This window comes from Flavobacterium piscisymbiosum (assembly GCF_020905295.1).
GTDB lineage: Bacteria > Bacteroidota > Bacteroidia > Flavobacteriales > Flavobacteriaceae > Flavobacterium > Flavobacterium piscisymbiosum.
On sequence record NZ_JAJJMM010000001.1, the window covers coordinates 6461973 to 6485860 of the forward strand.

Here is a 23888-nt window from a genome sequence, read left to right on the forward strand (position 1 = left end):
AACAAAATTTCATGAACCCACTTTTAAATCAGAATCTATTTCTTGTAAAAGAACATATCGGAATGTTTAAAGCCGCTAACAACTATGATATTTATAATCCGGAAAGCAATGAAATTATAATGAACTGCCGCGAAAATAATCTTGGCTTTTTTACCAAAATGTTACGCTTTACAGATTATAAAAGAATGACTCCTTTTGATATTGAAATTACGACAGCTTCAGGCGAAAAAATAATTTCGGTAAAACGTGGTATCGCATGGTTACGTTCGACTGTTGAAGTTTTTGACGAAAAAGATCGTTTAGTGGGAACATTTAAACAAAAAATATTTTCGATTGGAGGAAAATTTGAAATTCTGGATAAAAACGAAAGAACTGCCGCAACGCTTCAGGGAAAATGGACCGGATGGGATTTTAAATTCAGTCACGAAAACAAACAATTGGCTCAGGTAAGTAAAAAATGGGCAGGAATGGGTAAAGAGTTTTTTACCAGCGCTGATAATTATGTACTGCAAATCGAGGAAACTGTTGCACCTGACAGCCCTTTAAGACAATTAATCCTTGCCGCTGTCATGTGTATAGACATGGTACTAAAGGAATAGATAAAAGTTGTTAAACTTAGATTAAGAAAATAGCTGAAAGCATCATTTTAGGAAGCAAAAACTGTATTTTTGTGTTACTAAAATGATGCTTTTTGCATTTCTAAAAAATAAATCATGACAGACTTAAAAAATAAAAATGCCTTAATTACAGGTGCAGGAAAAGGAATTGGAAAAGCAATTGCGGTTGCACTTGCCAAAGAAGGAGTAAACGTAATTTTAGTTTCAAGAACTCAGGCAGATGTTGATCAATTGGCTGCTGAAACTGCTGCATTAGGCGTAAAATCCCTGGCTTTATCTGCTGACGTTTCGGATATTAATTCTATCAATAGTGCTGTAGAAAAAGCTTTTGCAGAATTTAAAACCATAGACATTTTAATCAATAATGCAGGAATCGCTGCTTTTGGAAATTTCATGACATTGGAACCAGCTGCCTGGGAAAAAATTATTCAGGTCAACTTAATGGGAACGTATTATACAACCCGCGCTGTTTTACCTAATATGATCGAAAGACAAACTGGTGATATTATCAATATTTCGTCGACAGCAGGATTAAACGGAAATGCATTGACAAGTGCTTACAGCGCATCAAAATTTGCCGTTTTAGGATTGACTGATTCTTTGATGCAGGAAGTTCGTAAACACAACATACGCGTTACAGCTTTAACACCAAGTACCGTTGCCACCGATTTGGCTTTAGATTTAAAACTTACAGACGGAAATCCGGATAAAGTAATGCAATCTGAAGATGTAGCCGAATTAATTATCGCTCAGCTGAAATTAAGCCGTCGCGTTTTCATCAAAAACAGCAGTATTTGGTCTACTAATCCTTAAAAAAATCAATAAATTCCAATTCCGAAACTTCGGGATAAATTCCAAATTCCAACTGCTATTTAAATTGGAATTTGGAATTTTAAAAATTGGAATTTTAAAAAAAATAAAATGGAACAATATTTAAGACAATTAATATCAATAGAATTCACAGATAAAAAAGAACTTTTTACTGGCTTTCTTATCGATTATTCTGATGACTGGATTTTACTGCGAAACAATCCTGAAGATTTTATACTGGATGGATTTGTGATTTTGAAGAACAAAAATATCGAAGTCATTCACAGAGATCAGGATCTTGCATTTACCGAAAAAGTAATTCGCTTAAAAGGTCTAAAAACAAATGCTGAAGATATTATCCCGATTCGTGATTTAAGTTCGATTTTGAATTATGTAAATAACAAATACGGTATTTTTCAGATTTCGAAAAAATCGGCGAAATCAGCTTATCTAGGTAAATTAATAGAATTAAACGACGAGGAACTAACTATTGATTTTTTAGACATAAAAGGTCAGTTTGGTGGTGAATTGAGTTTTAATCCGCAAAAAATAAGAGTTATCGAGTTTGATACGGATTATATCAATTCGTTGAAGTTGGTGATTCCGGAAGATCAGAAATAGAGTATGTATAAAACTATCCTGTTATTCGCTGCTTTTCTTTTGATTTCATGCTCGCAAAAAAATAAATCCGAGAATCCAATAATCGAAAAATCAAAAAAAGATTCTGTTTCGGTTAAACTTCAAGACAAAACTTCTCAAGGAGAAAAAACAAATAAACTCTTGATTGGTAAAAAAATTGAAGGCGACTTTGATGGTGACGGAAAAAATGAATTTGCCTTTGTTACAAAAACAAAAGAAGGTGAAGGAAATCCTATTGAGGACGGAACTCCTGACGAATACACTATTTCATTCAGCAATCCTGTACTAAAACCCATTATTATTGGTTGCTGTGAAGCTCAGCTTATTAATGAAGGAGATTTAAACCAAGATGGAAAAGATGATTTTTCAATCTTTCAGGCGCCTATGAACGGATGTACTTATTCGATGACAACCTATTCTTTACAAAATTCAAATTGGAAACAAATTATAGAATCCTTTTTAATTTCAACTGGCTGTGATGGATTTACAGCTGAAGATTTACAAAACACCATTTTTATTGAAAACAAAACAGTTTATAAAATGGAAAGGGATCCTAATGACGAAAGTTTAAAATTGACCCGAAAGAAAATTGAATTGAAATAAAGCACGTATATCTTTATATTAATCCTTTGAAATTTGTAATTCCGGAAGATCAGAAATAGAATTTATTCTAAATACAACTAACGTTTTAACTTTGTCAAAGTTTAAAACTTTGACAAAATTCTATAAAACAGAAAAGCCCTTTTGTACAAAGGGCTTTTCTGTTTTATTAGTCTGGTTGCTTCTTTCCTGGCAATGACAAACTTTGCGCACAAACTATATATTTTATGCTTCTGCCAATTTATTTAAAAATTCTAAACGAACACTTCCGTCTTCGTCGATTTTTGTCAGGTTAATTTCTTGTAATGTATTTACCAATTCCGGGTTCCATGGTGTTTTTACTTTTACGTAGTTTTCGGTAAAACCGTGAATATATCCTTCTTTATTTTCACTTTCGAACAAAACCGTTCTGTTAGATCCTAATTGACTTTCGTAGAAAGCACGACGTTTTTTAACGGATAATCCGCGTAGCATTTTGCTTCGTTTTGCTCTTACGTTTGCAGGAACAACACCAAGCATATTTGCAGCTTCTGTATTGTCTCTTTCTGAATACGTGAATACGTGTAAGTAAGAAATATCCATTTCGTTAAGAAAATGATACGTTTCTAAGAAATGCTCATCGGTTTCACCAGGGAAACCTACAATGACGTCAACACCAATACAAGCGTGTGGCATTACTTCACGAATTTTGTTTACTCGTTCTGTATAGACTTCACGTAAATAACGACGTTTCATTAATTTTAAAATATCATTACTTCCTGATTGCAACGGAATATGAAAATGAGGTACAAAAGTTCTGCTTTTAGAAACAAATTCTATCGTTTCATTTTTCAATAAATTAGGTTCTATTGATGAAATTCTCAAACGTTCGATTCCTTCAACTTTATCCAGAGCCTGCACTAAATCAAGAAAAGTATGTTCGTGTTTTTTGTTCCCGAATTCTCCTTTTCCGTAATCACCGATATTTACTCCGGTTAAAACAATTTCTTTGATATTTTGAGCCGAAATCTCTTTAGCATTTTGTAATACATTTTCTAAAGCATCACTTCTCGAAATTCCTCTTGCTAACGGAATTGTACAATAGGTACATTTATAATCGCAACCATCCTGAACTTTCAGGAAAGCACGAGTTCTGTCTCCAATAGAATAACTACCGACATAAAAATCAGCTTCGGCAATTTCGCATGAGTGAACCTCACCCATGTCATTTTTACTCAAATCATTAATATAATCGGTAATTTTAAATTTTTCGGTAGCACCAAGAACCAAATCAACGCCATCAACAGCCGCTAATTCTTCCGGTTTTAATTGTGCGTAGCAGCCTACTGCCGCAACAAAAGCTTTATCGTTAAGTTTCATTGCTTTTTTTACGACCTGCTTAAATTGCTTATCAGCATTCTCAGTAACTGAGCAAGTATTGATAACATAAATGTCTGCTATTTCTTCAAAATCAACGCGATCAAAACCTTCGTCATTAAAGTTTCTGGCGATTGTAGAAGTTTCTGAAAAATTCAGTTTGCAACCAAGCGTATAAAAGGCAACTTTTTTTCTGTTTTCCATGGGAATAAACTACGTTTTAAGTAGTAAGATATTATATTTACATCTCTTTTAAAGAGTTTGCAAATTTACGTACAATATTCTTTAAAATAAAATCAATAATACACTATATATCAATATTTTGAAGCAAACCAATATTTAGTCTGTTCTAAAAAACTATATCGTAAACCACACAAACAAGGAATAAAATTTATTTGCAATAAAAGCAACTCATGATTTCAATAAGAATAAAATGACAAAATTATCGATTAAATGCAAATATCATCGATTAAATACATTTTTTTGTATATTAAATTCAAATTTTCTTACATTTAACTTTGTTTAATTCGTTCATTAAAAGTAATTTCACTTTCTATAAAACTAGTAAGAAAAAATTATATTATTTAAACAATAATTTGCACATAACAATTTTGATTTTCCCTCGTTATGTTGTTGTTTTGTTGTTATAAAAAATGGGAAGGCCGAAAACCAGAAAGAGTAGGCAAAAATTATAAATTAAAACTCCATATGAAAGCATTTTTACCCACAATCTGCTTGATGTTCTTAACCATTTTTAGCTCGCAAGCGCAAACTGCTGCTCCAGCTGCTAATCCATTTCCATCTATTAGTACATTGACAACTTGGGCGAGCTTAAATTCTCAATCTCAATTTGATATTGCAATTCGTGCGGTTGGATTTAAATTTGAAGTAAAAGAACCGGGTGAAGGCTCAACAGCTTACACTTATATTCGCAAAGTAACTGTAAATGAAGTAAATTATACAGATAGAATTGTTTACAGAATTACTAGTAATAATTCAGCAAGTATTATTTCGTTAGTAACAGCTTCTACAGATTTAGTAAGCTTGTACACACCACAATTGTCGACTTTTAAGAACAACAATTGTAAAACTGAGATGTCTAAAGACAAAAACACTACTTGTACTTGTTACGAAAGTGCCAATTTTGCAATCGATCTTTGCGACGAGCGTGTAAAACTTACAATGGGTGACGGAAATAAATATTTTGTTTCTGTAGCTAAAAAATAATTTCTAAGATAAGTATTAGAAAAACTACGAGCTGTTTTCCAAATCTTTGTGAATCTTAAATGAGATTAAGTTTACAAAGATTTGGAACGCATTTCTTAGGTTTTATAAGTTTGGATTTTTTAATTCGTACCAAACTTCCAATTCTTCTTCATATTCAAAAGAATTTACGTACTGCAAACCAAGCTTTTCTAAAATTCTTCTCGAGTTTTCATTTCCCGCATCGGCGTAAGCGTAAATCGCATCTACTTTCATTACGTTAAAACCGTGATCTATAAAAGCTTTTCCAGCTTCGGTTGCGTATCCTTTTCCCCAATGTTTTTCGATAAAACGATATCCTATTTCATAAAAATCTTTATGATTGTTGATTTCATTGGTAATAAATTTTATTCCTGACCAGCCTATAAACTCATTCGTTTCTTTTAAGATCACGGCCAAACGACCAGTTCCGAAAGCTGCATATTGCTGTTGAATATTTTTTATCTGATCCAGACTTTCGCTAATGTGTTTTACTGGTTTATTTCCAACAAAAAGATGAACATTAGGATTAGAATCCAATTCAAACATTCCATCAACATCCGTGAGAAATAATTCCCTTAAAAGCAATCGTTCTGTTTCTATTGGCTCTTTCATCTAAAAAATAATTTAGTTTAAAATATAGCGTTTTACCACTTCAGCAACTCCATCATTATTATTTGATGCTACAATAACATCTGCTCTGTCACGTAATTCAGGCGTTACATTATCAACCCAAACTCCAAGTCCGGCGTATTCAATCATTGTTAAATCATTTCCTGCGTTTCCTACGGCAATAATTTCACTTTGATGGATGTTTAGCTTTTCAGCCAAAAGTTTTAAACTCGCTGCTTTATCAATTCCGTTTTGAGCTGCTTCCAGGAAAAAAGGTTTCGACATTGCAACACTTAAATGTGGCATTGCCAGTTTTAAATCTCCTTCAACTTCTTTAAGATAAGAAGGCTCTGCCAATAAAATACATTTTACTGCAGGTTTGGTAACCGCTGCTTTAAAATCAGATACTTTATTATGTGGTAATCCCGTGATTTCTTTTTCGATGTCGATGTACTCAGAATCTGTTTCGCTAACAATTTCACCATCAATATAGGTAATAATATGCGTTTTCATTTTTACACTATAATCGTACAAATCATGAATTTGTTCCGGCGTTAAACATTGTTCAAACAACACCAGATCATCTTTTACAGTACTAATTACAGCACCATTAAATGATATAATATAAGAGTCGTACAAATCAAGCTGCAATTCTTTAGCGTAAGCTGTCATGGCAGATGTTGGTCTGCCTGAAGCCAAAACTAAATGAACGCCTTTTGCCTGCGCTTCAAGAAGTACTTTTTTATTTAGGTCCGAAATTTTATGATCGTCTGTCAACAAGGTATCATCCATGTCGAGCACTAGCATTTTATATTGCATTATTTCTTAGTTTTCAGTTATTAGTCACAGTATACAGTCTCAGTTTTCAGTGCTCACTGAGACTGAAAACTGAGACTATTTACTTATCTAAAGACTCATTCTGAATTCCTCGATAACCGGATTTGCTTTTGCAAAATCGGTTTCCTGAATAAATACCTCAACGGCTAAATCAGATTGTCCAAAACCACCTAAACGAGCGGACTGAATATTATCTTTTTTTGTTGTTTCTACTCCTGCTTCTTCTAATCTTTCTTGTAAAGCAAGTGCTAGAACTTCGCTTCCTGAATATACTTTCATTAATCCCATAACATTCTATTTTTATTATTTTTTATTTCTACTGTAATATTATTTTTAGCTGATTCTGAAAATCACTGTTTTCATTCATACCAATATGTTCCTGATCTTTTAGCGGATAAAAATGCCCGTTACTTTTTAAAAGCTGACTTAAACGAACTGAATTTTCATAAGGAATCAATTGATCCTTCATTCCATGAAAAATGTAAACTGGAACTTTAATTTTTGGCAGATATTCATACGTTTCCAAACTAAACTTTTTTAAGAAATCCGGAAAAAACGGCACTCTTTTACTAGATAATTCTGTAAAACTAAAATAAGGCGATTGCAGTATCAAAGCTTTAGGATGATTCTCATAAGCTAAAATAGTTGCAAGTCCGGAACCAATTGAATAACCCGCAATAATAATTTTATTTTCCGGATATCGTTTCGTTAGTGTTTTATAAACAACAGAAACATCTTTATTCAATTGTTCTTCGTTCTCAATTTCACCTTCACTTTTACCAAAACTTCTATAATCTAAAATAAAAATATCATATCCTAAACGCGTATAAATTTTCGCGATCTTTCCCCAAGTTTCTAATGTTCCGGCATTTCCATGAAGATAAAAAACTAACCCTTTAGAATTTTCAGCTTTAAATAATAATCCGTTTAATTTTATACCATCAAAAGACGTGATATTTATTTCTTCAAATTTCTGCTGATAATCAAATTGATAATCTTTTGAAAGTTGAGCACTTTGGAAAACCATTCCAACCTGATTGAAATAAACGTAGGAAACAATGACTACATAAATAACAACAAAAAATGCCAGAAGCACAATTGTTAAAAATTTAAGTGTTTTCAGCATCTCCATAGATTATTTTTTAGTTTTCAGTCTCAGTTTCAGTTTTCAATATTAGACTGAAAACTGAAACTGAAAACTGCGACTTTCTTACTCTTCTTCCTGAATATCATCTTCTTCCTCATCAAGCTCCTCTTCACCTTCTTCATCCATATCAAATAAATAAGGCTCCAACATCATTTTATCGGCCAGAATTTCGATACGTTCTGTCAATGTTTCAGCAAAAATAAGACGCTGCGTTTTGGTAATACTGTTAGAAATACGCATGATTTTAGTTTCGTGACGTAATTTCAGCATTGGATCAGCATCATCGATAATAAACATTTTCAGGCGGTTTACATTATAACCTGCGGTTGTAAACATATCGCTTAATTTATTGGGTGTACCAATTAAAACATCTATTCCTGTCGAAATATAGTTTTTATCATAATCTGTATCACCTTTGTCATGTACACCATAAACTTCAAGATTAGAATATTTCCCGTACTTCTCAAAAAGTGCTTCCATTTCTAATACTTTGGCTTTGTCTTCAACAAAAATCAAAGCACGTGGTGATTCTTCGTTATGACCTGACAATTGCTGAATAACATTCAAAACAATAGTTGTCGATTTTCCGCTTCCTGCCGGAGAAAGAATAATGCAATCTGCACCACTTTTTATAGTCGAAAAAGTTTCCTGCTGCAAAACATTTGCTTCTGTTAAACCATTTTCAACTAATGCGTCTTGTAATTTTTCGTTTATTTTTTTTAGTTTCATCTTCTAATTTTAGAATTTAGATTTTAGATTTCAGATTGAAAAATAAAATCATTATTTGCTTGCAAACATTTTTACATCGGTTTCAGAAATTTCGTTTCCTCCTAAAATGATCAATCTTTCGACTACATTTCGAAGTTCGCGGATATTCCCTGTCCAATCGTATTCCTGCAATAATTGTATGGCTTGCGCCGAAAATACTTTAACCACGTTTCCTTGTTCCGATGCAATTTTAGCAGCAAAATGTCTGATCAAAGCCGGAATATCGTCACGTCTTTCGTTCAATGGCGGAACTTTAATTAAAATCACAGCCAAACGATGGTATAAATCTTCACGGAAACGACCTTCAGCAATTTCGGTTTTTAAATCTTTATTGGTTGCAGCCACAACACGAACATCGACTTTTATATCTTTTTCGGCTCCTACTCTGGTAATCATACTTTCCTGTAAAGCACGCAAAACTTTGGCTTGCGCCGAAAGACTCATATCTCCAATTTCATCCAGGAAAATAGTCCCTTTGTCAGCCGCTTCAAATTTTCCTGCACGATCTTTTACTGCCGATGTAAAAGCACCTTTTACGTGACCAAACAATTCACTTTCGATCAATTCACTTGGTATTGCGGCACAGTTTACTTCTATTAAAGGAAAATTAGCACGTTCGCTTTTTTCATGTAATTGATGCGCTACTAATTCCTTTCCGGTTCCGTTTGGTCCCGTGATCAAAACTCTCGCTTCGGTTTGCGCTACTTTATCAATCATTAATTTAATATGACTGATGGCTTCGCTCTCCCCTATCATTTCGTAGTTTTTACTAACCTTTTTCTTTAAGATTTTATTCTCAACTACAAGTTGTTTTTTATCCAAAGCATTACGAACCGTATTCAATAAACGATTTAAATCCGGTGGTTTTGAGATATAATCAAAAGCTCCTAAACGCATGGTATGAATCGCGGTTTCCATATCGCCGTGGCCAGAAATCATCACCATTGGGATTTCAGGTTTAATTTTTTTAGCTTCTTCCAAAACCTCAACACCGTCCATTTTTGGCATTTTGATATCGCACAAAACCAAATCGTAATCGTTGTTTTTTATTTTCTCAAGACCCGCAACTCCATCTTCTGCTTCATCTACCTGATAGGTATCATTCTCTTCTGATAAAATCTTTACCAAAACTCTTCTGATCGATGCTTCGTCTTCTATAATTAGTATTTTACTCATTTTTTTTGAGGTTCTAAGGTTCTGAGTTGCTAAGGCTCTAAGGTTTTTATTTATAAAGCTAAGAAAACTTAGCTTCTTAGTATCTTAGAACCTTAGCAACTTTTAAAAGTTAATATTTAAGCCATCTATACAATTCTTTCCAGGTTGGTTTCTTGCCATACATTAAAATACCAATTCGGTAAATTTTGGCGGCGAACCAAACCACAAGGAAAAACGTAGCAAACAATAATGATACCGAAATTGCGATTTGCCACCACGGCACTCCAAACGGAAGTCGCATTAACATAACAATTGGCGAAGTTAACGGAATCATTGAAAACACGACGGCAATTGTTCCGTGGGGATCATTTACAACCGTAAAAAATCCGATATAAACACTTAAAATTAGTGGCATTAAAATAGGCAAAAGAAATTGCTGAGAATCGGTTTGATTGTCAACTGCTGCTCCAATTGCTGCATAAAATGAACTATATAAAAAATATCCTCCAATAAAATAAATGATAAAACCTATTATGATACTGGCAATAGGTAAATTCCATAATTCGCTAATATACATTTGAGCACTTCCTGACATTTCGTTTTGTGCTGACTGCATCAGTTCAGGTGAAATTTTTGCTGTTGGCCCAACATTTACGCCAAAAAAAGCCGAAGCTGCAAACATCAAACTCAACCCAATTATCGCCCAAATCATAAATTGTAATAATCCCGCAAGCGAAGTTCCGATGATTTTACCAATCATCAACTGGAATGGTTTTACCGATGAAATAATGATTTCTATAATTCGGTTTGTTTTTTCTTCGATTACACTGCGCATGACCATGTTTCCGTAAATGATAATGAACATCATAATCAAATAACCAAATGCTCCGCCAATCCCGATTTTAATTTCATTTAATCCTTTCAAACTTTCTTCTCCCGAAGCTTTTATCAAATGAATATTAACTGAAGATTGTGCCTTTTGAATGGCTAATGTATCGAGTTTTGCTGTTTCCAGATTTATCTTTGTAATTTTTTCCCCAATAACATCCTGTGTTTTTTCGATAAAAGAAATACTGGGACTATTGTTCGAAATAAATTCAATTTTACTTTCTAAATCTTTTAAATTATTTGTTTTTGGAATAATAATTAAACCATCAAAACTTTCATTCGTAATACTATCTTTAAGCGCTTTTGTATCTATTTCGGACAGATTTAGATATTTAAAGGCTGCTTGTTTTTTGTTCTGTTTTACAAAATCATTCGCAAACAAACCTGTTTCGTCATGAATAGCAATTTTTTTTGTTTCAGCTTTCATCGAACTCAAATAACCAATAAATCCTGCGATTGCAACAAACAACAACGGACTTAAAAAAGTCATGACAACAAAAGACTTATTGCGAACTTTTGCAATGAATTCTCTTTTAATAATTAATGAAATTATGCTCATTTTTTTATTTTAGATTTTAGATTGTTGACTTTAGATTTTAGACTTCAGGTTTTTCACTCTGAAATCTGAAATCTAAACTTTTTCAGTAACTGTCTGAATAAAAATATCGTTTACACTTGGTATTTTTTCTACAAAATGGGTTACTTGTCCGCGTTGTGTAAGGATATTTAATAACTCATTTGGAGTCGAATTTCCTATCTGGATATCCAATTTCAAATCATCATTCAGGGATTTAAAACTTGCCGGCGAAACCGTAAACTTTTGCGTGATATCGTACATCAAACCTTCAACATTACTGGTCAAAATTCCGACTTCAAAACTATTGGTTCTAAACTGACGTTTGACATCGCTTAGTTTTCCTTCGATTAATTTATTCGATTTATGAATTAAAGCAATATGATCGCAAAGCTCCTCAACGCTTTCCATACGGTGTGTCGAAAAAATAATGGTTGCACCTTGTTCTTTTAATGCCAAAATTTCATCCTTGATCACATTTGCATTTACGGGATCAAATCCGGAAAAAGGCTCATCAAAAATCAGCAATTTTGGTTTATGCAATACGCAAACTACAAACTGAATTTTTTGTGCCATTCCTTTAGAAAGTTCCTGGATTTTTTTATTCCACCAACCCTGAATTCCCAAACGATCAAACCAATATTCAAGCTGCGCTTTTGCTTCGGCTTTACTAAGTCCTTTCATTTGTGCCAGATACAAACATTGCTCACCTACTTTCATAGAAGTATACAACCCTCTTTCTTCAGGAAGATAACCAATAGTCTGCACATGTTTTGGCTGTAATTTTTCTCCATCTAAAATTATTTCGCCACTATCCGGCAAAGTAATTTGATTGATGATTCGTATAAGGGAAGTTTTGCCGGCTCCATTTGGACCTAATAGCCCATAAATACTACCTTTTGGTACATTTAATGAAACTTCGTTAAGCGCTACATAATCGCCGTATTGTTTTACGACTTTATGTACTTCGAGTAAGTTGCTCATGCTATATTTAAGATTTTCTGCTTTGGTTTGACCATTGTGGCATTAAGAATGTAAAAGTAAATAATTACTAACGAAATTTTGTATTATTAGCAAAAAAACCCATTCTATAATTTAGTATAGAATGGGTCTTAAATTTATTTACTTTTTTAGAAAAAGCTGAGTTTATGAAAACATATCTTTTACTTTCTCAAAAAATGATTTTTCTGATTTTTCAGGACTTGGAATAAAATGATCGTCGTTTAAAGCATTTTCAAAAAATTGTTTTTGCTCTTTATTCAACGTTTTTGGCGTCCAAACATTTACGTGAACTAGTAAATCACCACTTCCGTAACCGTTTATACTCGGAATACCTTTTCCTTTTAATCTCAGGATTTTTCCGGATTGAATTCCTTCTTCCAGTTTAATACGAACTTTTCCGTTGATAGCTTCAATATCTTTAGAAACTCCTAAGACTGCTTCCGGGAAACTGATATATAAATCGAAATGAACATTCTCACCTTCACGTTTCAGGAATTCGTGCTCCAGTTCTTCGATAGCTACAATTAAGTCTCCCGGAATACTATTTCCCGGAGCATCGTTTCCTTTATTAGAAACTTTCAATTGCATACCATCTACAACTCCAGCAGGAATTTTGATTGATACTGTTTCATCTTCCTGAACCATTCCCTGAGCATCTGCTTCAGAAGGTCTTTTATCTAAAATCTGACCAGAACCGCCACAAGTAGGACAAGTTGACGCAGATTGCATTCTTCCTAAAATAGTATTGGTTACACGCATTACCTGCCCCTGACCGTTACAAGTCGAACACGTTTTGTATGTTACTCCTTTAGCCTGAACTTTACGTTTTACTTTTACTTTTTTCTCAACACCATTTGCAATTTCTTCTAAAGTAAGTTTTACTTTAATTCGAAGATTGCTTCCTTTAGCACGACGAGGGCCACCGCCTCCGCCTCCACCGAAACCACCAAATCCTCCACCAAAAATATCACCAAACTGGCTGAAAATGTCATCCATATTCATACCACCGTGGCCACCGCCAAATCCGCCGGAACCATCAAATGCCTGGTGTCCGTATTGGTCGTATTTCGCTTTTTTGTTAGGATCGCTTAAAACTTCATACGCTTCTGCAGCTAATTTAAAGTTTTCTTCTGCCTCTTTGTCGCCTGGATTTTTATCCGGGTGATATTTCAATGCACTTTTTCGGTAAGCTTTTTTAATTTCGGCAGCATCAGCATTTTTTGAAATGCCTAGTATTTCGTAAAAATCTTTTTTCATAATTTAGGTTAAATTGCAAATCAAACAATTCCAAATTCCAATACGTTAAAAATTGACCTTCAGAATATTTGTCCGTATTTTTTAGTTTCCGATAACAACTTTAGGGAAACGAATAATTTTGTCTCCTAATTTGTACCCTTTTTCAATAACATCAACAATTTTCCCTTTTAATTTCTCAGACGGAGCCGGAATTTGGGTAATTGCCTCAGCAAAATCAGCATTAAAAGCATCACCTGCTCTTACTTCAACTTGCTCTAAACCTTTAGAAACCAAAGTACTTTTCAATTTTTCATGAATTAACTCCACTCCTTTTTTCAAATTCTCATCTTCAGATTTGTTGATCTCTACAGTTGCTCTGTCAAAATCATCCAAAACAGGAAGCATTGCTAACAAAACATCCTGATTTGCCGTTTTAAACAAATCGATACGTTCTTTTGAAGTTCTTTTTTTATAATTTTCAAATTCAGCAAATAATCTCAAGAATTTATCTTTTTCTTTTGCCAAGTCTTGAGCCAATTGCTCTTCAACACTTAATTCTTCAACAATTAATTGTTCACCGTTTGCATTGTTCTCTAACGTTGCATCATCTAATTCCTGATCGAACTCTGTATTTTCCGTAGTCATATCACTTTTATTTTTAAAAATATTCTTAAACTTCATTTTTTATTCTTTCTGTTGGATTGCAAAAGTACTGCCAAATCTTATAAAATGTCAAATTGTCACTTTATTGCAACTGAGCCATTTAAAAAACGAAAATTACCAATTAAAATTTAATACAATTTTAAGACTATTACGTTTTAGTTTATAGTAAATTTGAGTTCCAAAATTGGAAATTTAAATTATCACCAATCAAAATTGAATTTAAGGGTTAGCCTCGGCTTTATAAATAATTATTAATTCAACTTTACCTTATATTAAAAAAAGCTTCGCCTATTTCAGACGAAGCTTTTTTTTATGCTTTTTTGAGAAAGAAAAATTTACCGCAGAGAACACAAAGGTTTTTCTGCAGAGATCACTAAGATTTAAGTTGTGTTTACACAATCTAAGTCCGCAAAGCTTTGTGAACTTTGTGTTTTTACTAAACTTACAATTTAAAAACTTTGTGTTCTCTGTGGTAATTTTTTTTCCTTTTAACTTTTATAAAAAATAAAAGTTCGCAAAGCTTTGTATTGATTTAGCTTTGCGAACTTTATTATACTTAGATAATAATCTTTGCGCTCTTTACGGTAAAAAATAATTTAATTGCACGGGCGGAGGGATTCGAACCCCCATCAACGGTTTTGGAGACCGCTATTCTACCCTTGAACTACGCCCGTAACTTAAGGTCGGCAAATTAAAAGTTTTTTTTCTTCTCCGGCAACTATTTCAGGCAGAGATTTTAAAAGAAAATCCTTTAAATCCGTGCCATTTGAAGCAAAAACCTTTACTTCAAACAGTTAACCTCTATTTTTTTATTTCACGCAGATTTTAAAAAGATTTGAGCAGATTAATGCAGATTTATTTTATATGATCAAATTAAATCTGCTCGAATCTGCAACCCGAGCGACAGCGAACAGGCGAAGCAAATCTGCGTGAAACAAAAATCTAAATAATCCTTTTATCTCGATAGCTATCGAGTGGCTAAAAAACTTTGCTTTTAAAAATATTAAGCCAATAAAGCGTTTTTCAATCCTTCAAAATCTACAGAAATCTGCTCTCCTGAAACCAGATTCTTAAGCGAGTACAAATTCGAAGCAATTTCCTGATCGCCTGCAATTACTGCAAACGGAATCAAGCGCTTATCTGCATATTGAAACTGTTTCCCCACTTTTACATTATCAGGATACAATTCTACTTTTATATTTTCTTTTCTCAATTTCTGGATCGCCTGCGACGCGTATAAAGCTTCAGCATCTCCGTAATTGATAAACAATGCTTTTGATGTCGCTGCAACAGTTTCCGGGAACAATTGTAATTCTTCCAGAACCAAATAAATTCGGTCTAAACCAAAAGAAATTCCAACGCCGCTCATATTTTTTAAACCAAAAATACCCGTTAAGTCATCGTATCTTCCGCCACCGCCAATAGAACCCATCGAAACAGTTTTTGGAGCCGCAACTTCAAAAATTGCTCCCGTATAATAATTCAATCCACGGGCAAGAGTTACATCAAGATCTAAAGTTGCTGTCGCCAAACCTAAAGTTGCCACATTGTCACAAATAAATTTCAGTTCCTCTACTCCTTTCATTCCTTCCTCAGATTCAGCTAATAAATCTGAAAGCTGAGCAATTTTATCTGAAAATGATCCTGTAAAACTAAAAAGCGGCTGTACTTTAACCAAAGCTTTTTCATCAATACCTTTTTCGATCATTTCCTTTTTCACACCATCTTCACCAATTTTATCCAGTTTATCAAGAGCTACTGTAAAATCGATCAATTTATCAGATGCTCCAATAACTTCGGCAATCCCGGATAATATTTTACGGTTATTGATTTTAATTATAACACCTTCTAATCCTAAAGATGTAAAAACAGTATCATATAACTGAACCAATTCTACTTCCTGCCATAATGATTTTGAACCAACCACATCGGCATCACATTGATAAAATTCTCTGTAACGTCCTCTTTGCGGTCTGTCAGCTCTCCAAACCGGTTGAATTTGATATCTTTTAAAAGGAAATTCAATTTCGTTTTGGTGCTGTACCACATATCTCGCAAACGGAACCGTTAAGTCGTAACGCAAAGCTTTCTCCGAAATTTTTCCGGTAAATTTATTCAGTTCAATTCTCTGATTCAAATCTATTGTTTCGGCAGAATTAGTTTGCAATGCTTCAATAGATTCCGGTAATTCAATTTTATTTTTATTGAAGAAAAAATTACCTGAATTCAATATTTTAAAAATCAAACGATCTCCTTCTTCTCCGTATTTCCCCATTAAGGTATCTGAATTTTCAAACGAAGGAGTTTCGATTGGCTGAAAACCAAATTTCTCGAAATTATTTTTTATAGTCTGAATAATATATTGACGTTTTGACACCTCTGCAGGCGAAAAATCTCTTGTTCCTTGTGGGATGCTTGGTTTTGAAGCCATTTTTCTGATTTTAGATTTTTAGATTTTAGATTTTAGATTATTTTCTAATCTTACCTCATAAACTCTTTTACATTAATTATATTGGGATTATAGATTTACTATTAATCACAAATCGACTGCAAATATCTTATTTTTTAAAATAAATAATGCCAGTTCGAAAACAAACTTGTAACAAAAAACGTATTTTCGTGACAAATTGGTCATGATGCTAAAATTATTTAAAGAAAATATCCGAATTGCTTTTGGTTCTATCAAAACACAATTATTGCGTACTATTCTTACCGTATTAATTATCGCTATCGGGATTACCGCTTTGGTGGGAATCTTAACCGTTGTAACAGCACTGGAAAACACCATTTCGACCAATTTTGCTTCTATGGGAGCCAATACTTTCAACATTAACCAATACGAAAACAACCTTAAAAACCGAGGAAGTAATGAACGTGAAATTGTAAACCCAATTATTTCGTACCCTGAAGCCGTTGCTTTCAAAAACAAATACAAATATCCTTTTACCGAAACCTCATTATCATTTACAGCCACCAGAACGGCAGAAGTTAAATATTTAGACAAAAAAACCGATCCGGAAATTCAGATTTTAGGTGTCGACGAACATTTTATCTCTAACTCTGGTTTAGAAATAAGCCTGGGCCGAAGTTTCAACCAATTTGATATCGATAATAATACCTATTCCTGCGTTGTAGGATCTGATTTCGAAAAAGGATTATTAAAAGATGTAAATCCTCTAGACAAAATAATTTCGATTCGTGGCGCGCGTTTTAAAGTTATTGGCGTACTAAAAGAAAAAGGATCAACGTTTGGCAACAGTCAGGATTTACGTGTTTTAATTCCAATTCAGGTGGCACGTTCTTTATTTACTGCCCCAAATATCAATTATACAATGAGCGTAATGGTGGCTAAAAAAGAATTACTGGACGAAGCCATCGATAATGCAACAAGCACCATGCGACGCGTACGAAAATTAAGCCCAACGCGCGACAACAATTTCGGAATTGGCCGTAGCGATGATTTAATCAATCGTATTTTGGGCATCACAAAATATTTAGGCTGGGCATCCTGGATCATCAGCGTAATTACCATCTTAGGATCTTCAATCGCTTTAATGAATATCATGATCGTTTCGGTTACAGAGCGTACACGCGAAATAGGCGTACGTAAAGCTTTAGGAGCAAAAAGATCAACAGTTGCTTTTCAGTTTTTTATCGAAACTTTACTGATTGGACAAATCGGGGGCTTGATTGGTATTATAATCGGAATACTTTTAGGGTTTGCCATTGCAACTGCCATGAGTTTTGCATTCGTGATTCCGTGGGTAGCCATTTTTGCAGCATTTGCAACCAGTTTTACCGTTGCGATTGTTTCGGGTTTATATCCTGCTATAAAAGCCTCAAAACTAGATCCTATCGAAGCTTTGCGTTACGAATAATTTTTTAGTTTTCAGACGCAGTTTTCAGTTTTCGGTTTCTTAAATATTTGAAGCAGAAATCAATCATTCAAAAGACCATTTGTCCCGCTTTTCATTTCAATCTTTTATTTTTTTAAAGAAAAAAAATAAAAGGATTTCCACTGCAATCGGGGCTAGATTAGAAGTTTCATTTTTTTAAGATCTTTTGCAAATGAGGTTTACAAAGTTTCATCATTGCGTTTTTTATCAAAATGTGCTTTAATATTTTTGGCTATCATTGGGAAATCACTTTTAAAACACAATCCTAATCTAAAACTATCAGATGGCGCGGTAGGCCTATACTGATTTTCTTCGTGAAGTCTATATACTATTTCCGGGATCGTATTTTCAAATTGCAACGCTATAACATGATTATTTCCTCTTGAAATACTACCTTCAGGAACCCATCCGTTCCATAAAGAATGAATAAGTTTACATTTTTGAAAAACATATTCTTCAGGATTATTTTTATTAAAAACACAATCAAAAATTTCAAATAACGGTAAAGCATCAGGGGCGCGAAATGTAGCCAGTAGCATTTCATTTTCAGCTTTATCCCAATTTATAAAATCGTAATAAAAATTACTTTTTAATCGGTTTTCAAAACGTTTTTCAACAAGTTCTTTAACACATTTAATTGCTGTGGTCGAAAAATAAGCATCAATTTCAATATAACTTCGTTCTGTATTAATGTGATCTTCCATCTTAGGATTTAACTATATAAAACATTTACAAAGTTTTCGAAACCTTACCAAAAATCATTCGGTCATTATCATAAATATCTTTTCGCAATTCGATGTTTTCAAAATTCATTTTTTCTAATAAATCTTTCATTTCACAACCAAGATACTGATTGATTTCAAAATACAATTGCCCGTTTTCTAACAGATTATTTTGTGCCAATGCGGCTATTTTTCGATAAAAAACCAAAGCATCATTATCCTCGACAAAAAGCGCCAAATGCGGTTCATAATCCAGAACATTCTTCTTGATTTCTTCTTTTTCTAAATTACGTACATACGGCGGATTCGACACTATAATATCAAAATTACATTTCAATTCTTCTGCATTTAAAACATCCTGAAGAATAAAAGTAACATCTGTTTTATTGTTTGCAGCATTTCGCTTCGCTGTTTCTATCGCTTTTTTCGAAATATCCATAGCATAAACCCGAGCGTTCGGAATATTTTTTGCCAATGAAATGGCAATACAACCACTCCCGGTTCCTATATCAAGAATTTTAATTGTTTTAGCTTTATCAACTTTAGAATTCTCATTGATAATCCACTCAACTAATTCTTCTGTTTCAGGTCTCGGGATCAAAACATTTTCATTGACTTCGAAATCTAATCCGTAAAAATTAGTTTTCCCTAACAAATACTGAATCGGGACTTCCTTTTTTAATTGCGCTAATAATGAATCCCAGACAACAAAATCACTTTCAGAAAAAGTAAGTTCGTGATTCAATGCCAGATCTATTTGTCGCAATTTATGTTTGTCTTCCAGAATTAAATAAAAAAAACTCTCCGCTTCATAAGCGTCATAAAAAGGTGATAATTCTTTTATAAATTGAGTACGATACTGTTTGATTCTCATTTTGAGTTATATATTTTTAATGCCTCAATTTTTAAGCAAATATTTTAATCTATTTTTTCAACAATCAATTTAGTTTACGATTCTAGCAATCAAACTGAATTGCTAACTCCGAAACTTTTTTTACCGGTTCCTCATTTTCTGCCTTCGAAGAAAGAAATAACATTACGCGTGTTTCCTCATAATCTCTGTTAGCACCAAAAATAAAATCCAGTTTACCATCATTATCAATATCTCCGGCAAAAAGCAATTCAACAAAAGTATCATTGAAAGTCTCTACTTGCAAAAGCAATTTTTCAGGGCCGTTATTTGTTTTCAAAAACAACTTATAGTTTTCTACTTTTTTATAAATTTCCTCTTTATTATCATCTAAAATTCTTTTTTCAGTCGAAATCACTTTTCCTTCAGCTCTAAAAACATAATCAGCATTTTCGAATTTCAAAGTTACTTTTTCGCCTGGCCAAATTTTATTTTTAGTCAATTTCAAAGACTTTATTTTTCCCAACTTCAATTTCGGATAATCCATAAACAAAATCGATTTATTTTTAGAAACAATTGATCTGATAGAATCTCCAACACATTCATCATATCCTTTTTCGATCGTAAAATCAGTTTTTCCTAAATAATAAGATCCATTTTGCTCGAATAAATCAATCCAGTCTTTATTCAAGGAATTAGCTGGGTTCTGCCTCTGATCATCTCTGTAACCATCTGGCAACAAAATTTCAAAATCGTTTTTAACATCTTCCTCTACAACAACTTCGTCATTTACAGCAGAGTCTTTAACAACCTGATTCTTAACAGGAGTTTGGGCTCCTTGAATTTTTATTACTTTATCGTCTTTGCAGGAAAACAAAATCGAGAACAACAAAAACGGAAGTATTATTTTTTTCATAGTACGCTTATAGGTTTTTCAACATCCACACTGGGCAAGAACTATGCCCCGAATTTCCTACGGAGACATTTAAATATTCGAAAACTGATTTTTTTATACTCTTCACGATTATATTCAATAAAAATCTCATCATATAATTCTACCTATTATATTGATGTACGATACTTATAAAAGTAAAATAGTTTTTTGATAGTTGCATAACTATAATGAGAACTATAACCTCTAAACAAAAATAACTACTTTTGTACTGTGAATATACATGAAAAATACATAAAACGTTGCATTAAATTAGCAAAAAATGGCTTTGGAACAACATATCCAAATCCTATGGTGGGAAGCGTAATTGTCTATGAAAACCAAATCATTGGAGAAGGATGGCATAAAAAAGCAGGTGAACCACATGCCGAAGTAAATGCCATTCGATCTGTAAAAGACAAATCATTATTAAAAAAAGCTACTATTTACGTAAGCCTCGAACCTTGCAGTCATTTTGGCAAAACACCTCCGTGCTGCGATTTGATCATAGAACATCAAATCCCTAATGTAGTTGTTGGAACCGTTGACCCTAACGAAAAAGTAGCAGGAAACGGCATCAAAAAATTAATTGCCGCCGGAGCCAATGTAACCGTTGGGATATTAGAAAACGAATGCAACGAACTAAACAAACGCTTTTTTACTTTTCATCAGGAAAAAAGACCTTATATAATATTGAAATGGGCCGAAAGCCAGGATGGTTTTCTATCTCCCGAAAAAGAAATTGATCAGGATCGAAAACCCGTTTGGATTACCAATACATATTCAAGACAATTGGTTCATAAATGGCGCAGCGAAGAACAAGCTATTTTAGTAGGAACACAAACCGTCATCGATGACAATCCGAAATTAAACACCAGAGACTGGGCAGGAAATAATCCGGTAAGAGTTGTTCTGGATCAAAATAATCGCATTGCAAAAGACAGTTTTGTTTTTGACAACAGCGTAAAAACAATTGTATTTACAAAATCTGAAACCAACCTTTCAGCAGAAAACACTAACTTTGAAGTAATCGATTTTAATCAAAATATAATTCCGCAGATTTTAGCCGTTTTGTATCAAAATCAAATTCAGTCTATCATTATTGAAGGCGGATTACAAACTTTACAATCTTTTATAGATCAAAACATTTGGAATGAAGCCCGAATTTTTATCGGCAACACTTCTTTTGGAAAAGGAACTAAAGCACCACTTATTCAAAAGAAAAACCCAATTAAAACCTACATTCAGAACGACGAACTACTAAACATTAGAAATCATGATTGATACTATAATTTTTGATTTTGGAGATATTTTTATCAATTTAGATAAACAAGCGACCATTTCAGGATTGCAGCAATTGGGCATGACAGAATGGAATGAAGAATTGGATCGTTTGAATCTTTTATTCGAAACCGGAGATATATCGCATGATGATTTTGTGGCAGGTTTTCAAAAAGAATTACCAAATGCTTCGATAGAAGAAATTCTAAAAGCCTGGAATGCAGTTCTGGCAGATTTCCCTTTGTATCGATTAGAGTTTTTACAAATGCTTTCAAAAAAATACCGTTTGTTTTTATTGAGCAATACAGATTCTATTCATATTGCCACTTTCGAAAACAAAAGCGGCATTTCATTTTATAGCGATTTCTACCAATGTTTCGAAAAAGTTTATTTCTCTTTTGAAATCGGAAAACGAAAACCAAATCCCGAAGCTTATCTGTATATTATTAACAAACACGAACTATCACCAAAACGTACTTTGTTTGTAGATGATAAAAAAGAAAACACAGATGCAGCAGCAGCTTTAGGTCTGCATGTTTGGAATTTACAGGTTGGCAAGGAAGATGTCGTTGATTTATTTGATAAAAAAATATTGTAGCTCATATTTTGCCACAGATTAAAAGATTAAAATGTTTTTTTTATACAGATTCTACAGATTTGAGCAGATTTAAATTTGATTATAATCTGCGTAGATCAGCTTAAATCTTTTTAAATCTGCGTGAAAAACTCGCCACAGTTAAGAAAGAAATCATTTTAATCTTTTAATCTGTGGCGAAAAATAATTAAACATAATTTAGAAATTTACTTTTGGAATATAACGACACCTATAAAACCATAGCTTTTAAATCTGAAGAAATTCTTTTTAAGGAAAAAGGCAGCAAATTCTTTGGTTATGCTTTTCCTATAGAACATGAAGATGAAGTAAAACCCATTATCGAAACTTTAAAAAAACAGCATCCGCACGCCGTACATTATTGTTATGCATACCAATTAGGCACAGCGCCAAAAATTTCGTATCGTGCCAATGATGATGGCGAACCAAGCAATACTGCCGGAGCACCAATTTACGGACAAATACAATCTTTTGGACTAACGAACGTTCTTGTAGTGGTTGTTCGCATTTTTGGCGGAATAAAATTAGGTGTCGGCGGATTAATTGCCGCTTATAAAACGACAGCACAAATGACCCTTGAAGTTTGTGAGATTATCGAAAAAACGATTGATGTTCATTTTTTAATCTCTTTTGATTATAAAAACATGAACAAAGTAATGCGGGTTATCAAAGAAAAAAAGTTGGAAATTACGTCTCAGGAAATGGAAATTGATGAAGTTTCAGGTTTACCTATTGGCAAAATTAAGACAAAAACACGCAAAAAAAATGCCGAATCAGTATTCGACATTTTTGATTTAATGTTTGAAATCGATATTAAAATTATATAAATTGATATAAAAAGCTATCTCATTTTAACAATTATACAAGTGTTTTAAACAATTCTAAAATATAATCTGGAGGGGCAGTTGGACGACCCGATTTTAACGATATAAATACTAAAATAAACACAGCAGTTGTTAATAACTCATTCGCTTCATTATAAATCTCGCAGTCAAATTCAATCTTAACTGAGGATTGACTTTTGAAAGTCGTATGAATTGTAAGAAGCTCATCATAGCGTGCTGATTTTTTATAATTTATTTGCATCGAAACTATAGGCAAACCAATTCCGCTTTCTTCCATATTTTTATATGAAATCCCTTTGTTTCTAAGCCATTCCACGCGTCCTATCTCAAAATAAGGGACATAATTTCCGTGATAAACGACTCCCATTTGATCTGTTTCTGAGTAACGAACACGCACCTGCGTTTGATGATTTTTCATTAGTTATATATTAAAAAAATTTAAATTCCAAAAGTTCTCTTACAACTTTTTTTTATAAAATTAGAGGGCAAAATATTTTTTTTTACAGAAATTTGTTCACATATTTGTTATCCCGAAATACGGAATAAAATTGCTCCTTTTTTATTAGGAGAATCTTTATCAATAATAAAAAATTTATCTGAATCT

Annotated in this window: 25 protein-coding genes and 1 tRNA gene; 9 read left to right on the forward strand and 17 right to left on the reverse strand. The window is 33.2% G+C overall.

Translation table 11 applies throughout. The annotated features are described in order from the left end of the window. The first annotated feature begins 11 nt into the window (after window positions 1-11). From LNP81_RS27185 to LNP81_RS27200, 4 genes are all read left to right on the forward strand, one after another. Complete coding sequence (locus tag LNP81_RS27185; RefSeq protein ID WP_230040809.1) at window positions 12-599, forward strand: LURP-one-related/scramblase family protein; 588 nt, start codon at window positions 12-14, stop codon at window positions 597-599. 114 nt (window positions 600-713) lie between these two features. Beyond that, window positions 714-1430 (forward strand): 3-ketoacyl-ACP reductase, encoded by a 717-nt coding sequence (locus tag LNP81_RS27190; RefSeq protein WP_230040811.1) that lies wholly within the window; start codon window positions 714-716, stop codon window positions 1428-1430. 108 nt (window positions 1431-1538) lie between these two features. Beyond that, entirely contained in the window at window positions 1539-2048 is a 510-nt protein-coding gene (locus LNP81_RS27195; protein ID WP_230040815.1) for a hypothetical protein, read from the forward strand. Window positions 2049-2051: 3 nt separating this feature from the next. After that, a complete protein-coding gene (locus LNP81_RS27200; protein ID WP_230040816.1) occupies window positions 2052-2669 on the forward strand; it encodes a hypothetical protein in 618 nt (205 codons plus the stop codon). Between the two features lie 222 nt (window positions 2670-2891). Here LNP81_RS27200 and mtaB read toward each other — a convergent pair whose 3' ends face one another. Then, a complete protein-coding gene (mtaB, locus tag LNP81_RS27205; RefSeq protein WP_230040817.1) occupies window positions 2892-4226 on the reverse strand; it encodes a tRNA (N(6)-L-threonylcarbamoyladenosine(37)-C(2))-methylthiotransferase MtaB in 1335 nt (444 codons plus the stop codon). Window positions 4227-4730: 504 nt separating this feature from the next. Between mtaB and LNP81_RS27210 the strand changes: the two genes are divergently transcribed. After that, window positions 4731-5249, forward strand: coding sequence for a hypothetical protein (locus LNP81_RS27210; protein WP_065451486.1), 519 nt, complete (start codon window positions 4731-4733; stop codon window positions 5247-5249). Between the two features lie 102 nt (window positions 5250-5351). On the opposite strand, the gene LNP81_RS27215 is transcribed toward LNP81_RS27210, so the two are convergent. From LNP81_RS27215 to hisS, 12 genes are all read right to left on the reverse strand, one after another. Further along, on the reverse strand, window positions 5352-5879 hold the full coding sequence (locus LNP81_RS27215) for a GNAT family N-acetyltransferase (RefSeq protein WP_230040818.1): 528 nt from the start codon (window positions 5877-5879) through the stop codon (window positions 5352-5354). A gap of 12 nt (window positions 5880-5891) precedes the next feature. Beyond that, complete coding sequence (locus tag LNP81_RS27220) at window positions 5892-6695, reverse strand: Cof-type HAD-IIB family hydrolase (RefSeq protein WP_230040819.1); 804 nt, start codon at window positions 6693-6695, stop codon at window positions 5892-5894. Between the two features lie 87 nt (window positions 6696-6782). Next, window positions 6783-7001: a putative signal transducing protein gene (locus tag LNP81_RS27225; protein ID WP_230040820.1), complete on the reverse strand. Its 219-nt coding sequence runs from the start codon at window positions 6999-7001 to the stop codon at window positions 6783-6785. A 28-nt stretch (window positions 7002-7029) separates the two neighbouring features. Then, the gene (locus tag LNP81_RS27230; protein ID WP_230040821.1) at window positions 7030-7845 is read right to left on the reverse strand and encodes an alpha/beta hydrolase; all 816 of its coding nucleotides are present in this window, start codon (window positions 7843-7845) and stop codon (window positions 7030-7032) included. Window positions 7846-7923: 78 nt separating this feature from the next. After that, the gene (locus LNP81_RS27235) at window positions 7924-8589 is read right to left on the reverse strand and encodes a DEAD/DEAH box helicase (RefSeq protein WP_230040822.1); all 666 of its coding nucleotides are present in this window, start codon (window positions 8587-8589) and stop codon (window positions 7924-7926) included. Window positions 8590-8640: 51 nt separating this feature from the next. Then, complete coding sequence (locus LNP81_RS27240; protein ID WP_230040824.1) at window positions 8641-9804, reverse strand: sigma-54-dependent transcriptional regulator; 1164 nt, start codon at window positions 9802-9804, stop codon at window positions 8641-8643. A 109-nt stretch (window positions 9805-9913) separates the two neighbouring features. Beyond that, the gene (locus LNP81_RS27245) at window positions 9914-11230 is read right to left on the reverse strand and encodes an ABC transporter permease (protein ID WP_230040825.1); all 1317 of its coding nucleotides are present in this window, start codon (window positions 11228-11230) and stop codon (window positions 9914-9916) included. Window positions 11231-11302: 72 nt separating this feature from the next. After that, the gene (locus tag LNP81_RS27250) at window positions 11303-12229 is read right to left on the reverse strand and encodes an ABC transporter ATP-binding protein (protein WP_230040826.1); all 927 of its coding nucleotides are present in this window, start codon (window positions 12227-12229) and stop codon (window positions 11303-11305) included. Window positions 12230-12391: 162 nt separating this feature from the next. After that, window positions 12392-13504, reverse strand: coding sequence for a molecular chaperone DnaJ (dnaJ, locus tag LNP81_RS27255; RefSeq protein ID WP_230040827.1), 1113 nt, complete (start codon window positions 13502-13504; stop codon window positions 12392-12394). A gap of 81 nt (window positions 13505-13585) precedes the next feature. Next, the gene (locus LNP81_RS27260; RefSeq protein ID WP_230040828.1) at window positions 13586-14164 is read right to left on the reverse strand and encodes a nucleotide exchange factor GrpE; all 579 of its coding nucleotides are present in this window, start codon (window positions 14162-14164) and stop codon (window positions 13586-13588) included. A gap of 585 nt (window positions 14165-14749) precedes the next feature. Next, window positions 14750-14820, reverse strand: a tRNA-Trp gene (locus LNP81_RS27265). Between the two features lie 329 nt (window positions 14821-15149). Then, window positions 15150-16577 (reverse strand): histidine--tRNA ligase, encoded by a 1428-nt coding sequence (hisS, locus tag LNP81_RS27270; RefSeq protein ID WP_230040829.1) that lies wholly within the window; start codon window positions 16575-16577, stop codon window positions 15150-15152. 202 nt (window positions 16578-16779) lie between these two features. On the opposite strand from hisS, the gene LNP81_RS27275 reads away from it, so the two are divergent. After that, window positions 16780-18024 carry an ABC transporter permease gene (locus LNP81_RS27275; protein ID WP_230040831.1) on the forward strand — a complete coding sequence of 415 codons (1245 nt, stop codon included), beginning with the start codon at window positions 16780-16782 and terminating at the stop codon, window positions 18022-18024. A 197-nt stretch (window positions 18025-18221) separates the two neighbouring features. Here LNP81_RS27275 and LNP81_RS27280 read toward each other — a convergent pair whose 3' ends face one another. The 3 genes from LNP81_RS27280 to LNP81_RS27290 all read right to left on the reverse strand — a co-directional run bounded on the left by LNP81_RS27280 (window position 18222) and on the right by LNP81_RS27290 (window position 20530). Further along, a complete protein-coding gene (locus LNP81_RS27280) occupies window positions 18222-18746 on the reverse strand; it encodes a hypothetical protein (RefSeq protein WP_230040832.1) in 525 nt (174 codons plus the stop codon). Between the two features lie 25 nt (window positions 18747-18771). Continuing rightward, window positions 18772-19638 (reverse strand): peptide chain release factor N(5)-glutamine methyltransferase, encoded by an 867-nt coding sequence (gene prmC / locus LNP81_RS27285; RefSeq protein WP_230040833.1) that lies wholly within the window; start codon window positions 19636-19638, stop codon window positions 18772-18774. A gap of 82 nt (window positions 19639-19720) precedes the next feature. Beyond that, on the reverse strand, window positions 19721-20530 hold the full coding sequence (locus tag LNP81_RS27290; protein WP_230040834.1) for a hypothetical protein: 810 nt from the start codon (window positions 20528-20530) through the stop codon (window positions 19721-19723). A gap of 249 nt (window positions 20531-20779) precedes the next feature. Here LNP81_RS27290 and ribD point away from each other — a divergent pair, with 249 nt between their 5' ends. The 3 genes from ribD (at window position 20780) to LNP81_RS27305 (ending at window position 23266) form a co-directional block, all read left to right on the forward strand. Then, window positions 20780-21829: a bifunctional diaminohydroxyphosphoribosylaminopyrimidine deaminase/5-amino-6-(5-phosphoribosylamino)uracil reductase RibD gene (ribD, locus tag LNP81_RS27295; RefSeq protein WP_230040835.1), complete on the forward strand. Its 1050-nt coding sequence runs from the start codon at window positions 20780-20782 to the stop codon at window positions 21827-21829. Next, window positions 21822-22424, forward strand: coding sequence for an HAD family hydrolase (locus LNP81_RS27300; RefSeq protein ID WP_230040836.1), 603 nt, complete (start codon window positions 21822-21824; stop codon window positions 22422-22424). The genes ribD and LNP81_RS27300 overlap by 8 nt, the downstream gene beginning before the upstream one ends. 209 nt (window positions 22425-22633) lie before the next feature. After that, window positions 22634-23266 (forward strand): IMPACT family protein, encoded by a 633-nt coding sequence (locus LNP81_RS27305; protein WP_230040837.1) that lies wholly within the window; start codon window positions 22634-22636, stop codon window positions 23264-23266. Between the two features lie 31 nt (window positions 23267-23297). Here the strand turns inward: LNP81_RS27305 and LNP81_RS27310 are convergent, their stop codons facing one another. Further along, window positions 23298-23702, reverse strand: a complete 405-nt coding sequence (locus tag LNP81_RS27310) for an acyl-CoA thioesterase (protein WP_230040839.1) — start codon at window positions 23700-23702, stop codon at window positions 23298-23300. Window positions 23703-23888: the final 186 nt, after the last annotated feature.

Excerpts from the sequence above, each read along its gene's own strand:
- LNP81_RS27185 (WP_230040809.1), top strand. The coding sequence starts at position 12 with ATGAACCCACTTTTAAATCAGAATCTATTTCTTGTAAAAGAACATATC.
- LNP81_RS27190 (WP_230040811.1), top strand. The coding sequence starts at position 714 with ATGACAGACTTAAAAAATAAAAATGCCTTAATTACAGGTGCAGGAAAA.
- LNP81_RS27195 (WP_230040815.1), top strand. The coding sequence starts at position 1,539 with ATGGAACAATATTTAAGACAATTAATATCAATAGAATTCACAGATAAA.
- LNP81_RS27200 (WP_230040816.1), top strand. The coding sequence starts at position 2,052 with ATGTATAAAACTATCCTGTTATTCGCTGCTTTTCTTTTGATTTCATGC.
- mtaB (WP_230040817.1), bottom strand. The coding sequence starts at position 4,226 with ATGGAAAACAGAAAAAAAGTTGCCTTTTATACGCTTGGTTGCAAACTG.
- LNP81_RS27210 (WP_065451486.1), top strand. The coding sequence starts at position 4,731 with ATGAAAGCATTTTTACCCACAATCTGCTTGATGTTCTTAACCATTTTT.
- LNP81_RS27215 (WP_230040818.1), bottom strand. The coding sequence starts at position 5,879 with ATGAAAGAGCCAATAGAAACAGAACGATTGCTTTTAAGGGAATTATTT.
- LNP81_RS27220 (WP_230040819.1), bottom strand. The coding sequence starts at position 6,695 with ATGCAATATAAAATGCTAGTGCTCGACATGGATGATACCTTGTTGACA.
- LNP81_RS27225 (WP_230040820.1), bottom strand. The coding sequence starts at position 7,001 with ATGGGATTAATGAAAGTATATTCAGGAAGCGAAGTTCTAGCACTTGCT.
- LNP81_RS27230 (WP_230040821.1), bottom strand. The coding sequence starts at position 7,845 with ATGGAGATGCTGAAAACACTTAAATTTTTAACAATTGTGCTTCTGGCA.
- LNP81_RS27235 (WP_230040822.1), bottom strand. The coding sequence starts at position 8,589 with ATGAAACTAAAAAAAATAAACGAAAAATTACAAGACGCATTAGTTGAA.
- LNP81_RS27240 (WP_230040824.1), bottom strand. The coding sequence starts at position 9,804 with ATGAGTAAAATACTAATTATAGAAGACGAAGCATCGATCAGAAGAGTT.
- LNP81_RS27245 (WP_230040825.1), bottom strand. The coding sequence starts at position 11,230 with ATGAGCATAATTTCATTAATTATTAAAAGAGAATTCATTGCAAAAGTT.
- LNP81_RS27250 (WP_230040826.1), bottom strand. The coding sequence starts at position 12,229 with ATGAGCAACTTACTCGAAGTACATAAAGTCGTAAAACAATACGGCGAT.
- dnaJ (WP_230040827.1), bottom strand. The coding sequence starts at position 13,504 with ATGAAAAAAGATTTTTACGAAATACTAGGCATTTCAAAAAATGCTGAT.
- LNP81_RS27260 (WP_230040828.1), bottom strand. The coding sequence starts at position 14,164 with ATGAAGTTTAAGAATATTTTTAAAAATAAAAGTGATATGACTACGGAA.
- hisS (WP_230040829.1), bottom strand. The coding sequence starts at position 16,577 with ATGGCTTCAAAACCAAGCATCCCACAAGGAACAAGAGATTTTTCGCCT.
- LNP81_RS27275 (WP_230040831.1), top strand. The coding sequence starts at position 16,780 with ATGATGCTAAAATTATTTAAAGAAAATATCCGAATTGCTTTTGGTTCT.
- LNP81_RS27280 (WP_230040832.1), bottom strand. The coding sequence starts at position 18,746 with ATGGAAGATCACATTAATACAGAACGAAGTTATATTGAAATTGATGCT.
- prmC (WP_230040833.1), bottom strand. The coding sequence starts at position 19,638 with ATGAGAATCAAACAGTATCGTACTCAATTTATAAAAGAATTATCACCT.
- LNP81_RS27290 (WP_230040834.1), bottom strand. The coding sequence starts at position 20,530 with ATGAAAAAAATAATACTTCCGTTTTTGTTGTTCTCGATTTTGTTTTCC.
- LNP81_RS27300 (WP_230040836.1), top strand. The coding sequence starts at position 21,822 with ATGATTGATACTATAATTTTTGATTTTGGAGATATTTTTATCAATTTA.
- LNP81_RS27310 (WP_230040839.1), bottom strand. The coding sequence starts at position 23,702 with ATGAAAAATCATCAAACGCAGGTGCGTGTTCGTTACTCAGAAACAGAT.